Raw genomic sequence first — 14,708 nt, 5'->3', positions numbered from 1 at the left:
TTTTCTCAAAACCGTACTTTATATAACTCGAATAATTCTCCTAATTGGCGTTTGACTACTTTACCACCCGCTGTTTTAATGGTTTTTTCCCATTCAGTCCCAGATTCTAGAAACACTTCAGCACCTAAATAAGTTTCTAAAACTGCCCAATCTTCTGCTAAGGGCTGTTCTGAATTAAGAATGTCAAATACAAAATGTCCATCTGGTTTCAATACTCGTTTGACTTCTAGTAAAACGGCTTGCCAATATTCTAAGGGAAAATAACAACTAAATCCTGTAGCTATGACTAAATCAAACTGATCTGAAGCGTAGTTTAGATGATGTGATGCTCCTAGTTCTACACCTTTAAAAAGTTTGGAGTTCAATTGCGAACCACGAGAATTGAGAGTATCTCTGGCTATATTACTAATTTCTTGCCCATAAAAAAATGCTTGCCAATCTCGCCAAGGATAGATTAAAAAGCTGACACCGCAACCAATATCTAAGCAGTGTTGGTTTTTTTGAGGTTGAGCAATTTCCCAAAAAGGCGATACTATCCTATCGCCTAATAAGCCAGTATTCCATTCTCGAAATATTGGCATTGCTTGTACTTCTTCTGGTACTTTAAAAGGTTGATTTTGATATTGTCGATTGAAGCGATATGCTATTTGTGCTATTCTTTCCTGCCATTTATCTGATGGGTTTGTATTAGTTGTGTAAGGTTTTGAGGATGAATTTTTAGACATTAATTACTTTGGTGATTGGTAATTGGTAATTGGTGATTTTATTCTGACTCCTTGCCCTGAGCGTTCACGTAGTGTGTCGAAGACAAGTCGAAGGGCTGACTCCTAAATCCTAAATCCTAATATTAAGCTTTCGCTAATAGGGGTGCAGCCGCTAGGAGAGTTTTGGTGTAGGGGTGTTGGGGATTAGAGAAAATTTCTTTGGTGATGCCCAGTTCAACTATTTTACCGCTATTCATGACGGCGATGCGATCGCACAAAAACCGCGCTAACCACAAATCATGGGTGATGAATAGGTAAGTTAGCTCAAATTCGGCTTTTAGTTGCAACATCAAATCTAGGACTTGTGTCTGCACACTAGCGTCTAACATACTTACAGGTTCGTCGCATATGACTAGTTTAGGACGAGTAATTAAGGCTCGTGCGATCGCTACCCGTTGTTGTTGTCCTCCTGATAAATCGGAGGGATAACGCTGATAATAAATTTCTGCTGGTGATAATCCTACTTTATCCAACATCCATAAAACTTGTTCTTTGGCTGCTCCGCTACTCGCTAGATTGTGAATTAATAAAGGATCAGCAATACTTTGTCCTACCGTCATGGCTGGATTTAAACAAGCGTGAGGATCTTGAAACATCATTTGCATTTCTCGCCGGGAAGAACGAATTTCTTGGCGTGACAAATTAGTTAATTCCCTGCCTAAAAATTCAACTTTCCCCGATGTAGGCGGAATTAATTGTAAAATGGTTCTAGAAAGTGTACTTTTACCACAACCAGATTCACCAACTAATCCTAATATTTCTCCTGGATATAGTTCTAAATTAATCCCATCTACAGCTTTAATTGTTTGACCTTCTCCTTTAAATAGGCGTTCAATAAAGTTGGGCTCAATCGTATAATGTTGTTTGAGTTCTGTGATTTTTAAAAGAGGGGATAATTTAGGTTGTTCCTGGTTTTTTGATTCTGTTCCCTGTTCTGCCTGAATGTGTAAAGCTGCTTTGAGGAGAGATTGGGTATATTCGTGTTGGGGTTGTTTAAATACAGTTTCTGTTTTCCCCATTTCTACCATTTTACCTTGATACATCACACCGATGCGATCGCAATATTCCCCCACCATTGCTAAATCATGGGAAATCAGCAATAATCCCATATTCTCTTCACCACACAATCGGGTTAATTCTTGTAAAATTTGGGCAGAAACGGTAACATCTAAGCTAGTTGTAGGTTCATCAGCCACAATTAGTTTAGGATTGAGGAGGAGAGCAAGTGCGATCGCAACCCGTTGACGCATTCCACCGCTAAACTCGTGGGGATACTGACTCCAGCGACTAACGGGAATTTTTACCTTTTCTAAAGTTGCAAGTGCTTTTTCTTTGGCTTGCTGTTTTGATAACTCTAGTGAATGAGCCTGGAGAGTTTCAATACAATGATTACCAATGGTCATCAACGGATCAAGTCGCGTCATTGGATCTTGAAAAATCAGTCCTATCGCCTCACCGCGAAACTTTCGCATTTGGTTTAGTGTTAAATCTAATACTGACTGTCCCTGAAAATTTACTTTTCCCTCAATACGACTCGATAAGGGTAGCAAACGCATAACAGCCCTGCCAATAGTGGATTTACCACAACCAGACTCTCCCACCAAACCCATTCTCTCACCAGGTTTGAGGATAAAAGATACATCATCAACTGCCCAACTTGCTTCTTCCCCACTACGTTGCGGATAAGCTACACGCAGATTTTCAATACTAAATAAGGCTTCACTCATAAATTAATTATTAGCCTGGCGCTATCAGCTTTATTAAATCGTAAATTTAGGATAGTTTATCAGATTTGGTAAAAGTACAAAATATGTACAATTATATGGCAATACGCTTTCACCGAACTAACTTTGGGACTATCTGTTTAATAGGTAGCTGAATGATAAATTCTGTTCCTTTTCCACGTTGAGAAACACAATTTAGTTTACCATGATGTTTTTCTGTGATTATTTGATAGCTAATAGACATTCCTAAACCTGTACCTTTACCAACATTTTTCGTGGTAAAGAATGGATTGAAAATTTTATTTTGTACCTCTTCAGAAATACCAGTTCCATTATCAGCAATGGTAATTCGCACTAATTGGGAATCGACAAACGAGGTGCTGATAGTAATTTGGCTAGGATTTGCTTGTATTTGCTCATAGTTTCGCGTAGCATCGACTTCATCTAGAGCATCAATCGCATTAGAAAGAATATTCATAAATACCTGATTAAGTTGTCCAGGATAGCACTCAATCACAGGCAAACTACTATATTGTTTGATGACTTGAATTGCTGGACGGTCATGTTTTTCTTTCAGAGAATGTTGTAAGATTAACAATGTGCTATCAATACCTTCATGAATGTCTACTGCTTTGAAATCAGCTTCATCTATCCGTGAGAAGTTGCGAAGAGATAAGACAATATTGCGAATGCGTTCAGCACCCATTTTCAGAGAAGCAAGTATTTTCGGTAAATCTTCTTGGATGAACTCTATATCAATCTCTTCAGCCTTAGTTTCAATTTCAGAAATTGGGTCAAGATAGTGCTGCTGGTAAAGTTGCACAAATTCCAGCAGATTTTTGGCATATTCGTCAACATGAGTAAGATTACCAAAGATAAAATTAACAGGATTATTGATTTCGTGTGCGATACCTGCAACCATTTGACCCAAGGCTGACATTTTTTCACTTTGCACCATTTGGACTTGAGTGCGTTGCAGTTCCTCTAGAAGCTGTTGCAGAGCAGTATTTTTTTCACTAAGTTCCTGGGTTCTTTCCTGAACCTTTTGTTCAAGAGTTTCTTTATCAGCTATAAGTTTAGCATTAGCGATCTGTTGCTGCTGTAATAGTTCCTTAACCGAATTAATAAGTTGATTAAAAGAATTAGCTAAAACACCTATTTCATCATGACGTTCAATGGTAGCTTGTAAATCGAAATTTGATTCTTCTGTGGATCTGCGGGCTATATTTGTCAGAGATTGAATAGGTTTAGCGATCGCACGACTGGTGAAAATTGCCAATATAATCGAGATAGCCATAGATAATCCGATGCTGCTAATCACGATTCCATGAGCAATATCGTTTGAATGCACTAACATCTTTTCTGCTTGATGAGATATCTCGTATGATTTCTGAATTATTTCTACCAGATCATCTGATATACCATCATATTTGAGTGCTAAATCGCCATTTGTAAATTGTAGTAGTATTGTTTGAGCTTGATCAAACTCTGTGGGTGACTCCAGATTTAACAAGCTAATTTGCCGCATTCGGCTATCTAGTTCTCTAAAGTAAAGTTCTGGAACACCAGCATAAGTTTTCAATAATTCCAGTATTTCTGCTGTTGAATGTAAGTTATCACCTGATGGAGGCTCATTTTCTACAAACTTCTTGAGTTCATCCCAAGATGCCTGACTTTGCGTTTGATGATGAAGTAGATGAGCATATTCTTCCTGAGACTGTTTCGGGTTTGACAACAAAGGGATCAATTGTTGTTGATGGGTACGTATTTGAAGAATACCAGCTTGCAAACGATGGAGCAATTCAACTTCGTTACGAGTGTGTTTTTCTTGTAGAAAAGCTTCTTTGTAATAATAACTACCGATACTAAAGCCAGTAACTGTTCCAAAAACAGCAATACTCAGAACCAAGGCATATCCTAAACTAATTCGCTGTCCTACTCCCAAAGAAAGCAATCGGTATCTGAAGTTGAATTTCGACATACAATTTTCTAGTCTGGGAACGAATGACTGTTAAGTCTAGAGTTCCCATTCTGCCAATAGATATAACACCAGATATCATGTACATGAAATCCCAAATTTAATCACAAAACTATGCCACAAAACACCTTTACTCCTGAGTTATGAGTGCTGAATGCTAACTCCTGACCGGAAGAGGCAGGGGGAAAAGGAGCAGGGAGCAGGGGGAGCCAGCCTTTTCTCCCTGCGTGGAGCGGAACATGGGTACAAGCCCCGTCCTTTTAGGACGCTTATATGGGGCGGAGTACAAGCTTAGTCTCAGTCTTTCCCCCTGCCTCCTGCTCCTTGCCTCTTTTGACTTGATTATCTAATCTTCTGGTGCTTCTTGTTGCAGTATCGCATGGCAATATTGAATTAGAGTTGTAATGCGATCGCTGATAGTTTTCATTCTCGCCTGTGCTGTTGATGATTGCCTAGCGCCTTGGAAAAACATGACATCTATTTCCAAAAGACGCAGTTGCTTACTCATCTCCGTCTGATAAGACTGTTCCCGCCATTCGACATCAGACAAAGGCACAATTTGCTCAACAAACCATTGCTGCAAAACGGCCAGACGCTGCCTCAGTGTAGGGGCATCTAGTTGAGTTTTTGTAACATCAGAGGATAATTGCTCTAGGAATGTTGCGAATTCCTGATATTTCTTAAAATTCAGAGACATCCAGTGCTAGTTAAGATAGTATTAATGTCAAGAAAATTTTCTTCTACAATAAACTTTTTTAAGGACTTAATCAAATCAACAGCCTCAATTCATGCTTTGAGGCTTTGTTTGCCATTAATCAATGTTTACCTTTATGCGTTTAAACACCCGCAATGGATGATGATCATAGGCAATTAGAGCATCATCCTCACATTGGTTTTCCTAACCGTCTGTATGGTAACAGCATCTTCGTTATGGCGATGCTGTCATTTTCGTCTATATCTCACTTATCCACCAAAAACCTAATAATTTCTCTTGTATGAGCAGCTTACTTCTTGATTCCTCAGTAGATGTCAGTCTTCCGGAATGGCTTAAGAAATGTTTACGAGAAACATCCGTCAAAAGCAGCGCAGGAGACGATGACCGAACGCATAGCGACATTGATTTGATTTGTCAAGCCTTTAAATATGCCTATCAACTGCATCAAGGACAATACCGCAAATCTGGAGAAGCATATATTGCCCATCCGGTTGCTGTAGCTGGCTTGCTGCGAGATTTGGGAGGCAGTCCTGCTATGATAGCAGCTGGATTTCTTCATGATGTAGTTGAAGATACGGAAGTTACAATTGAACAAATAGAAGAACTTTTTGGAGCCGAAGTACGCCTGCTGGTTGAAGGTGTCACCAAACTTTCTAAAATCAATTTCACCAGCAAAACTGAAAGCCAAGCAGAAAACTTCCGGCGAATGTTTTTGGCTATGGCGCAAGATATTCGGGTAATTGTGGTGAAGTTGGCAGACCGTTTGCATAATATGCGAACTTTGCAATATATGTCAGAAGCAAGCCGTCGCCGCAGCGCCCAGGAAACGCGAGATATATTTGCACCTTTAGCCAATCGCTTGGGAATTTGGCGGATTAAATGGGAATTGGAGGATTTGGCGTTTAAGTATCTCGAACCTGACGCTTTCCGCGAAATTCAGCAGCACGTTTCGGAAAAACGGACAGCGCGAGAAGAAAAATTGGCTAAAACTACGAACGTTTTGCGAGAACGTTTGCAGCAAGCGGGAATTCAGTGTTTGGATATTAGTGGCCGCCCCAAACATCTTTATAGCATTTATCAAAAAATGCATCGGCAACAAAAAGAATTTCATGAAATTTACGATTTGGCTGCACTGCGAATAATTGTGCAAACCAATGAGGAATGTTATCGCGCTTTGGCTGTTGTTCATGATGCTTTTCGCCCCATTCCTGGAAGATTTAAGGATTACATCGGCTTGCCAAAACCCAACCGTTACCAGTCGTTGCATACTGGGGTAATTGGTTTAACTGGCCGCCCCTTAGAGGTACAAATTCGGACAGTAGATATGCATCATATTGCTGAATATGGGATTGCAGCACATTGGAAGTATAAAGAAACAGGCAGTTCTACTAATAACCAAGTAACGGGTTCAGATGAGAAGTTTACTTGGTTGCGGCAACTATTAGAATGGCAAAGTGATTTAAAGGATGCTCAAGAATACTTAGATAGTGTTAAAGACAATCTATTTGAAGATGATGTTTATGTCTTCACCCCTAAGGGGGATGTCGTACCTCTAAGTCCTGGTTCTACGAGTATAGATTTTGCTTATCGAATTCATACAGAGGTGGGGAACCATTGTGCAGGTACGCGGGTGAATGGGCGCATGGTGCCATTATCAACGCGACTACATAATGGGGATATTGTAGATGTTATTACTCAAAAGAATAGCCATCCCAGTTTAGATTGGTTAAATTTTGTCAGGACTTCGGCTGCGAAATATAGAATTAAACAATGGTACAAGCGATCGCGCCGGGAAGAAAATGTGGCGCGGGGAAGAGATTTATTAGAAAAGGAATTGGGTAAAACTGGTTTTGATAACTTGTTGAAATCTGACGCAATGCAAACTGTGGCTGAAAAGTGTAATTATCACAGTGTTGAGGATTTATTAGCAGGTTTAGGTTACGGTGAAATTACTTTGAATCTGGTGCTAAATCGCTGGCGAGAAGTGGTGAAAGCTGATCAACCTGTAGCTGATGTAATCCCGTTTATACCCAAAGAGTCATCATCAAAAACCGCACGAGAAACACAACCAACTACATCCCGTGCTAGTGATTCACCAATTCTTGGGGTTGAAGGGTTGGTTTATCATGTAGCTGGGTGTTGTACGCCGATTCCAGGTGAAGGGATTATTGGTGTGGTGACAAGAGGTCGTGGTATATCTATCCATCGCCAAGGCTGTCATAATGTGGAAAGTGTAGAATGTGAACGCCTAGTACCTGTGAGATGGAACTCAGCGGTAGAGAATAGCGGTCGTCCTCACACTTACCCAATTGATATTCAAATTGAGACTCTTGACCGAGTGGGAATATTAAAGGATATTTTATCGCGGTTGAGTGACCAAGGTATAAATGTCCGTCATGCTAACGTGAAAACAGCTTTGGGACAACCGGCATTGATAGATTTAGGGATTGATATCCGCGATCGCACTCAATTAGAACACTTATTTGTGCAAATTAAAAAAATGAGTGATATTCTTAACATCCGTCGTGTTGGTCAAGTGGAAGAGTCACAGGGGTAATTGTTTGCGAGTGCGTTAAACAGTCAAATTTTTTAACGCACCCATTTTAACTGGTTTAATGAATCTATGAAGTAGCAACAAAGCTAGAATTCTGCGGAACAGCCGCACCAGTAAAAGTAGATTCCACAGCCAGGAAGACATTAAGAGACTTCCAAATAAAAAAATATCCCGTATTTGTAAAGGCAGGGGGGCAGGGAGCAGGGAGCAGGGGGAGGAAAAATCATTTTGATTTCACAAATTGGATCATCTTTTTTGTGGAGTTCTCTAATCAATTTAATAACCACCAATATGACACAAATATTTCCCGGTGAAGTATTCGCCGATACCAAAGATTTTGATCTAGGTATCCGCCAACTATTACCCCGCTATGATGAAATGTTAGAGGTAATTATTCGTTGCTTACCTGTGCAAACTCATCGCATTTTAGAATTGGGCTGTGGTACTGGGGAACTCAGTCTCAAAATCCTCAACCACTTCCCAGGGGCTGAAGTTATCGCCCTCGACTATTCACCACGCATGATAAAATTTGCTCATGCTAAAGTTGTTACTGCCGGATTTGAAAACCGATGGACTGGTATTGAAGCAGACTTTGGCGAATGGGCAAATTATCCAGAAAGGTTAGAGATAGGTACAGATTTTGATGCTTGTGTTTCATCTTTAGCTATTCACCATCTTACAGATGAAATGAAACTAAGGTTAACTCAACAAATTGCTATTAATCTCATTCCTCAAGGCTGTTTTTGGAATGCTGATCCCACTCTCCCAGAAACACCAGCCTTAGCAGAAATATACCAAACAGCAAGAGTAGAATGGGCAAATCAACAAGGAATAAATTTAGCAGAAATTCGTCGTCATCAAGTGGGTAAATCTGATACTCACGGTTATTCTAGTCAAGACCAATTAGCCACTCTGGACACTAACTTAAAAATGCTAAAAAAGGCTGGTTTTGCTACTGTAGCTGTACCTTGGAAATATTATGGTCTTGCTGTGTTTGGTGGTTGGATCGGTTGATTTTAGTTTTTTAAAGGTTCCCAACCAATACCTTTATAACCATATTCAAATATCTCTGGGTGCAATATCTCTGCTAAAATTTCCACAGAATCTACCAGGCGGGGGCCAGGACGGTTAAAGTAAGAATTACCGTCAGTAATAAAAACTCTACCAGCTTTAGCAGCGTGTAGTTTGTCCCACTCTGGACGTTGGGTTAACAATTTGGCTTCTTGCTGAGTCCTTTGTAAATCGAAGCCGCGGGGCATAAAGATGATCACATCGGGATTACTAGCTACCAATGTTTCCCAGTGCAAGCGAGCAGCAGGTTTACCCACACTGCTACACAAAGTTTGTCCCCCTGCTAAATTTATTAATTCAGGAATCCAATTAGCAGCAATCATCAAAGGATCAGTCCACTCAATACAAGCGACTGTAGGCATTTCTGTTATAAACAGTCCTTGGACTTTACGATTACAAATTTTGACTCGTGCTTCTAGGTTTTCTAGTATTTTTACGGAATCTATACCAAAGGTTTGACCAACTCGCTCAATATCACCCCACACATCCTCTAGAGTGTTAGGTTGCAAGGATATAATTTGGGGTGAACTATGGGTAAGTTCAGCAACGGCTTTTTCTACTTCTGGTAAACTGACAGCACATACATCACACTGGTTTTGGGTAATAATGTGGGTCGGTTGTAGTTTCTCTAAAACATCCAGTTTGATTTTGTAGATACTCAGAGCAGATTGGAATATATGGTTTATGCCGTCGTGAATGGTATCGCTGGAATCATCGCCGTTTAACCGTGATTCCGTACAAACAGGAAGATTGGCTATTTCCGGGGGGTAGTCACATTCATGCGATCGCCCTACAATAGCTTGAGATAAACCCAGAGTAGCGACAATTTCCGTCGCACTGGGAATTAAAGATACAATTCTTATATCGTTATCTATCATGATTCCACCTCCTATAGAGATAGGAGTTCAGGAGTTAAGACTGGAAATTATTTTTCAGTTTTCTTAACAGGTATTTCTATATTTATCATTACATAATTTGAGAATGTGGGGATCTTTCTTTAGGGGAATATACACGCTGATATCTTCAAAAATTACGGCTTAGAAAAGCCTAACAGGAGTGAGTGACTAATTTTACTATTAATTTGAATATAGGGAACCTTAACGGGTGACAAGGCAGTTGAAGATGAGATGTGGTAAAAAAACACGGGGAAAGAAGCCCCCCTCAAAAAACAAAAGTCACAGTAATAACCATTACTTCCTCTTTGGCAAATTTTTTAGCAGCAGGAGAAAAAAATCCATAAAAATCATCGGAATATCCACCCCAAAAACCCCAGAACCAACAACAAAGGCATCAACCAATCACCCCAACGCACATATAAAGTCTGCGTTTGACGACGATAAATAGTTTCTGCGTGGGTTTCGTAAGTGTTATATCCAGATTTCCACAAAGTTCTGCCATGAGGATCAACGAAAGCCGAATATCCCGTATTTGTTGCCCTAACAGCCCATCTATCGGTTTCAATTGCCCGCATGATATCCTGGGCATGATGTTGGTCTGACATAGCAGATGTATAATGGGCATCATTAGAGGAACTGAGAATAAATTGCCCACCCTTTAAAGCTTGACGACGGAAGATTTCTGGAAAGGCTGATTCATAACAAATCCCTACAATTGCCCTGCCAAAGGGAGTATCAAAAAATTGATTTGGTGAACCATGAACTTGATGTTCATCTAATGGTGATAAACGTTGTACAAGCGCCCCTAAAATTTGTTCAAAAGGAATATATTCTCCCAAAGGAACTAATTTAGATTTATCATAGTGGCTGGTAACTTCTCCATTACCAACAATGGTAAATAAACTGTTTGTATAGCTTTTACCCCGTTTTCCAAAAGCACCTATCCAAGCAACCACACCTTTTTGTTTAACTGCATCAAATAAAGGCGTATTACTGAAATTGCTTTCATATATAGGTAACGCACCTTCTGGGGTGAGAACTCCGTCAACACCTTGATTTGCTAATTCTAAATATCCCTGAGTATAACCTGTAATTGCACGGTTAAATCCTTCAGGAAGTAATTTAATTTTATTAGGAATATTACCTTGAATAACGCCGATTTTTAAATTTGTATCTACATTTTGGGTAAGAGGTTGAGTGTAGAAAACAAAGCCGATAATATGAGATATTATAAATATTGTAATCGCCAAGATTAAGTAAAAATTAACTCTTCTTTCCTCCTCTGCGCCTCTGCGTCTCCGCGTGCAAAAATAAATCCAAGCTTCTGCAACCAACCCATTAACAGCCACAATAACCGCCGTTACAGCGCTAGTACCAGACAATTGACCCAAATGTAAAATTACCAGATTGTGTGGTGATTGAGTATAAGCCAAAGAACTCCACCACAAAGGACTTGCACTCCAAAGACTTTCTAAGGCGCACCATAAAGCCGTACCAACCAATACACGCAACCACGGTTTTTGTAGTTTTAACCGCACCATCAAAGCTGCCCAAAGGGAGACTAATATTCCTCCCCATAGGCTAATAAATAACCAACAAAAAAGAGTGATTGCTAAACCTGGTAAAGGGGGAACACCCAACCAATCCATTGGATAAATACCAGTAATCCAGGATAGGGCAAATCCATGATATGCGATCGCCCACAAAAAGGCAGGGGGCAGGGGGCAGGGGGCAGGGGGACTTGTATTTTTAGTATATTTAACAACCAATACCCATAATGGTGCAAGGGCAAACCAGGCGAAAACCCAAGCACCGACGGGGGCGACTGTCACCCCCATCAACAGCCCGCTGATCAAGGATAAAGTGTAAAGGTGGAAGGATGAAAACAGCTTTTTTTCCAAATACTTCATACTTTATCTTTTATCGTTATTCGGCTGCTTCTAAGTCACCAATTTCAGCAATTTCGCCATTTTCACCAATTTCAACAGTTTCACCCGTATCCGCTGGAACAATCGCTACTCCTGTAATAGCATCATCTTCGTCTAAACGTTGCACTCTCACCCCAGTAGCTGAACGTGATTGTACGGAGATTGCATTCACAGCTTGACGAATAATGATACCGCGATTTGTTACCATCATGATTTCTTCGTCGTTGTTGACAATATGCAAAGTTGCTAATTTGTCTTTGGTTTTGCGGTTTTTGAATTTGGTGGCCATTAAACCTTGACCGGCACGATTTTGGAGTCGGAATTGTCCAACTGGGACGCGCTTTCCATATCCTCCCATCGTAATTACTAACACCCAAGGGCCAGTACTGTTGTTGGGTACTTCTGCGGTTTCTTCGGTTTCGATGATTTCTTCGGTTTCGAGAATTTCTTCGGTTTCGAGAATTTCTTCGATTTCCGCTTCTGTCTCGGTATTCAAAGTTTCGAGAACTGCGGCTGGAAGAATATCCATTCCCACTAATTCATCGCCTTTTTTGAGTTTCATGGATTTTACGCCACGAGTCGCCCTACCGAGGGGACGCAGTTGTTCTTGGGTACAGCGGAAGTGAATAGCCATACCGTTACGGGAACCGATAATGACGCTATCTTCAACTTTTGCTCTCCGTACCCAGCGTAGTTGGTCGCCTTCTTCTAAGGATATGGCAATTAAACCGTTGGCGCGAATGTGACTAAATGCTGCCAATGAGGTTTTTTTGATGTTACCGCCTTTGGTGAGCATGACCAAATATTCATCGTCTCTAAATTCGTCTACAGGGACGATGGAGGTGATTTTTTCTTCTTTGGGGATGGGTAACATCTGCACGATGGGTGTACCGCGACTGGTACGAGAACCAAGGGGGATTTGATAGGTTCTCATTGAGTAGACGACACCGCGATCGCTAAAAAATAGTACGCTATCGTGGTCGCAGCAAGTGAAAAAATGCTCAATGGTGTCATCTTCTTTGACTTTAGCCCCGGCTTTGCCTCTTGTAGCACGGCTTTGGGCTTCAAAGGTACTCACGGGCATCCGTTTGATGTAGCCTTGTTTGGTAATCAGAATCAGGACTTTTTCATTAGCAATAAGGTCAAGATCATCTAGATCACCTTCACCGTGGGTAATGAGTGTGCGTCGGGGTGTAGCGAAGCTAGTTTTGATTTGGGCAATTTCGGTTTCAATAATTTCTAACACCCGTTCCCGTCTGTCCAAAATATCCTGCAAATCGGCAATTACGTTTTGTAATTCTTCGTGTTCCAGACGAATTTTATCGGCTTCTAAGGCTGTTAATCGTCGCAATTGCATTTGCAAAATTGCATCTGCTTGTACTTCTGAAAGTCCATAGGTTGTGATTAACTCACCTTTGGCTGTGGGTGCATCAGGTGCATGACGAATTAAAACGATAATTGCATCTAAATGTGATAAGGCAATTAATAAACCTTGTAAAAGATGATCTCGTTCTTCCGCTTTTCGCAGTTGGTAACGAGTACGTCTGTTAATGGTTTCAATGCGGAAATCGAGGAAGACTGTTAAGAAGTCTTTGATGGTGAGGATTTGGGGTTCACCATTCACCAATGCCAACATATTCGCGCCAAAGTTGGCTTGCAGTGGGGTTTGTTTGTAAAGGTTATTTAAAACAACACGGGGATAAGCATCGCGTTTTAATTCTATGACGATTCGCATCCCATCGCGATCGCTCTCATCCCGAATATCAGAAATTCCATCAATGCGCTTATCGTTCACCAACTCGGCAATTTTTTCAATCAATGCCGCTTTGTTGGTTTGGTAAGGCAATTCTGTGATGATAATTGCTTCCTTCTCTGGTCTACCCCGTTGTTCAATAGTTTCAATATTGGCAACGCCACGCATGGTAATGGAACCGCGCCCAGTGGTGTAAGCTTCTTTAATTGCTGCTGTTCCTAAAACCAACGCCCCGGTTGGGAAGTCCGGCCCGTGGATATACTGCATTAACTGGATTTCGGTGATTTCTGGATTGTGAATTAGTGCCACTAACCCATCAATCACTTCTCCTAAGTTGTGAGGAGGAATGTTTGTGGCCATTCCCACCGCAATCCCAGAAGAACCATTGAGTAGTAGTTGGGGAATACGTGAGGGTAAAACAGTCGGTTCTTGTTGGGAACCGTCGAAGTTATCGGCAAAATCTACTGTTTCTGATTCAATATCTTGCAATAATGCGGCGCTGGTTAGACCTTGCAAACGACATTCTGTGTACCGCATTGCCGCCGGCGGGTCATTATCTACGGAACCAAAGTTACCATGTCCGTTGATTAAAGGCGATCGCATCGAAAAATCCTGCGCCATCCGCACCAACGCATCATACACAGCCGTGTCACCGTGGGGGTGAAATTTACCTAAAACTTCCCCCACCACACGGGCGCTTTTCCGAAAAGGGCGATCGGGTAGCAAACCCAACTCGTGCATGGCGTAGAGAATGCGTCGATGCACAGGTTTTAGACCATCCCTGGCATCTGGCAGCGCCCGACCTACAATTACGCTCATGGCGTATTCCAGATAAGATCGCGACATTTCATTTCGCAAATCCGTCGGGATAATCCTCTCCTGTGAGGTTGTCATAAACTACAAAACTCCAAAAAATGCAGGTTTTAGCCTTTGTACTTGACAAAATACAAAATTATGTCAAATTAGTCTTGAATAATTGTCATATTTTGCTATAATTTTAACATATATTTATCCTGGTTTGTGGCCAGAGTAGCTCTACAAAAATCTAATCCAATAGAAACTTAAAATTAAAATCTTCTATCAGATGTTCAAGACAAATTGAGAAGTTAGAATACAAGAGTTTAAATTAATACTTTGATATTTTTTATTGATACATTAATTCGGATTTATTTATTCTGAAAGCCAATATTTTTAGCCAAAAATAACGGCAATAAATTAATCATATTCAGACTTATGCATTGACAGAAAATACCAAATATCAAGTATGGATTCAGTCTCTTGTAGGGTGTGGTTCGGCAAGCTCACCAACCACGTCAGACTCGATA

General features: G+C 40.8%; 9 protein-coding genes. 2 read left to right on the top strand and 7 right to left on the bottom strand.

What is annotated here, in order from left to right; all coding sequences use genetic code 11:
- Positions 1 to 5: 5 nt before the first annotated feature.
- From ACSQ6I_RS06110 to patD, 4 genes are all read right to left on the bottom strand, one after another.
- Positions 6 to 725 (bottom strand): class I SAM-dependent methyltransferase, encoded by a 720-nt coding sequence (locus ACSQ6I_RS06110; RefSeq protein WP_438889481.1) that lies wholly within the window; start codon positions 723 to 725, stop codon positions 6 to 8.
- A gap of 122 nt (positions 726 to 847) precedes the next feature.
- Entirely contained in the window at positions 848 to 2,491 is a 1,644-nt protein-coding gene (locus ACSQ6I_RS06105; protein ID WP_438889480.1) for a dipeptide ABC transporter ATP-binding protein, read from the bottom strand.
- A gap of 109 nt (positions 2,492 to 2,600) precedes the next feature.
- Positions 2,601 to 4,469: a sensor histidine kinase gene (locus ACSQ6I_RS06100; RefSeq protein WP_438889479.1), complete on the bottom strand. Its 1,869-nt coding sequence runs from the start codon at positions 4,467 to 4,469 to the stop codon at positions 2,601 to 2,603.
- A 343-nt stretch (positions 4,470 to 4,812) separates the two neighbouring features.
- Positions 4,813 to 5,163: a heterocyst frequency control protein PatD gene (gene patD, locus ACSQ6I_RS06095; RefSeq protein ID WP_438889478.1), complete on the bottom strand. Its 351-nt coding sequence runs from the start codon at positions 5,161 to 5,163 to the stop codon at positions 4,813 to 4,815.
- Between the two features lie 298 nt (positions 5,164 to 5,461).
- Between patD and ACSQ6I_RS06090 the strand changes: the two genes are divergently transcribed.
- Complete coding sequence (locus ACSQ6I_RS06090; RefSeq protein WP_438889477.1) at positions 5,462 to 7,738, top strand: RelA/SpoT family protein; 2,277 nt, start codon at positions 5,462 to 5,464, stop codon at positions 7,736 to 7,738.
- A gap of 288 nt (positions 7,739 to 8,026) precedes the next feature.
- Positions 8,027 to 8,749 carry a class I SAM-dependent methyltransferase gene (locus tag ACSQ6I_RS06085; protein WP_438889476.1) on the top strand — a complete coding sequence of 241 codons (723 nt, stop codon included), beginning with the start codon at positions 8,027 to 8,029 and terminating at the stop codon, positions 8,747 to 8,749.
- 2 nt (positions 8,750 to 8,751) lie between these two features.
- Here ACSQ6I_RS06085 and ACSQ6I_RS06080 read toward each other — a convergent pair whose 3' ends face one another.
- The 3 genes from ACSQ6I_RS06080 to gyrA form a co-directional block, all read right to left on the bottom strand.
- Positions 8,752 to 9,684, bottom strand: a complete 933-nt coding sequence (locus tag ACSQ6I_RS06080; RefSeq protein WP_438889475.1) for a cobalamin-binding protein — start codon at positions 9,682 to 9,684, stop codon at positions 8,752 to 8,754.
- 365 nt (positions 9,685 to 10,049) lie between these two features.
- On the bottom strand, positions 10,050 to 11,612 hold the full coding sequence (lnt, locus tag ACSQ6I_RS06075) for an apolipoprotein N-acyltransferase (RefSeq protein ID WP_438889474.1): 1,563 nt from the start codon (positions 11,610 to 11,612) through the stop codon (positions 10,050 to 10,052).
- Positions 11,613 to 11,628: 16 nt separating this feature from the next.
- Positions 11,629 to 14,277, bottom strand: coding sequence for a DNA gyrase subunit A (gyrA, locus tag ACSQ6I_RS06070; RefSeq protein WP_438889473.1), 2,649 nt, complete (start codon positions 14,275 to 14,277; stop codon positions 11,629 to 11,631).
- Between the last annotated feature and the right edge of the window lie 431 nt (positions 14,278 to 14,708).

The sequence above is a fragment of the Anabaena sp. WFMT genome (assembly GCF_051781005.1).
In the GTDB taxonomy this organism is placed as follows: domain Bacteria; phylum Cyanobacteriota; class Cyanobacteriia; order Cyanobacteriales; family Nostocaceae; genus Anabaena.
Note: the sequence above shows the minus strand (reverse complement) of the source record. Positions and strands in the feature narration are given on the sequence as shown.

Bases quoted from the DNA above. Each gene is read 5' to 3' on its own strand.
- ACSQ6I_RS06110 (WP_438889481.1), bottom strand. From the start codon at position 725: ATGTCTAAAAATTCATCCTCAAAACCTTACACAACTAATACAAACCCA.
- ACSQ6I_RS06105 (WP_438889480.1), bottom strand. From the start codon at position 2,491: ATGAGTGAAGCCTTATTTAGTATTGAAAATCTGCGTGTAGCTTATCCG.
- ACSQ6I_RS06100 (WP_438889479.1), bottom strand. From the start codon at position 4,469: ATGTCGAAATTCAACTTCAGATACCGATTGCTTTCTTTGGGAGTAGGA.
- patD (WP_438889478.1), bottom strand. From the start codon at position 5,163: ATGTCTCTGAATTTTAAGAAATATCAGGAATTCGCAACATTCCTAGAG.
- ACSQ6I_RS06090 (WP_438889477.1), top strand. From the start codon at position 5,462: ATGAGCAGCTTACTTCTTGATTCCTCAGTAGATGTCAGTCTTCCGGAA.
- ACSQ6I_RS06085 (WP_438889476.1), top strand. From the start codon at position 8,027: ATGACACAAATATTTCCCGGTGAAGTATTCGCCGATACCAAAGATTTT.
- ACSQ6I_RS06080 (WP_438889475.1), bottom strand. From the start codon at position 9,684: ATGATAGATAACGATATAAGAATTGTATCTTTAATTCCCAGTGCGACG.
- lnt (WP_438889474.1), bottom strand. From the start codon at position 11,612: ATGAAGTATTTGGAAAAAAAGCTGTTTTCATCCTTCCACCTTTACACT.
- gyrA (WP_438889473.1), bottom strand. From the start codon at position 14,277: ATGACAACCTCACAGGAGAGGATTATCCCGACGGATTTGCGAAATGAA.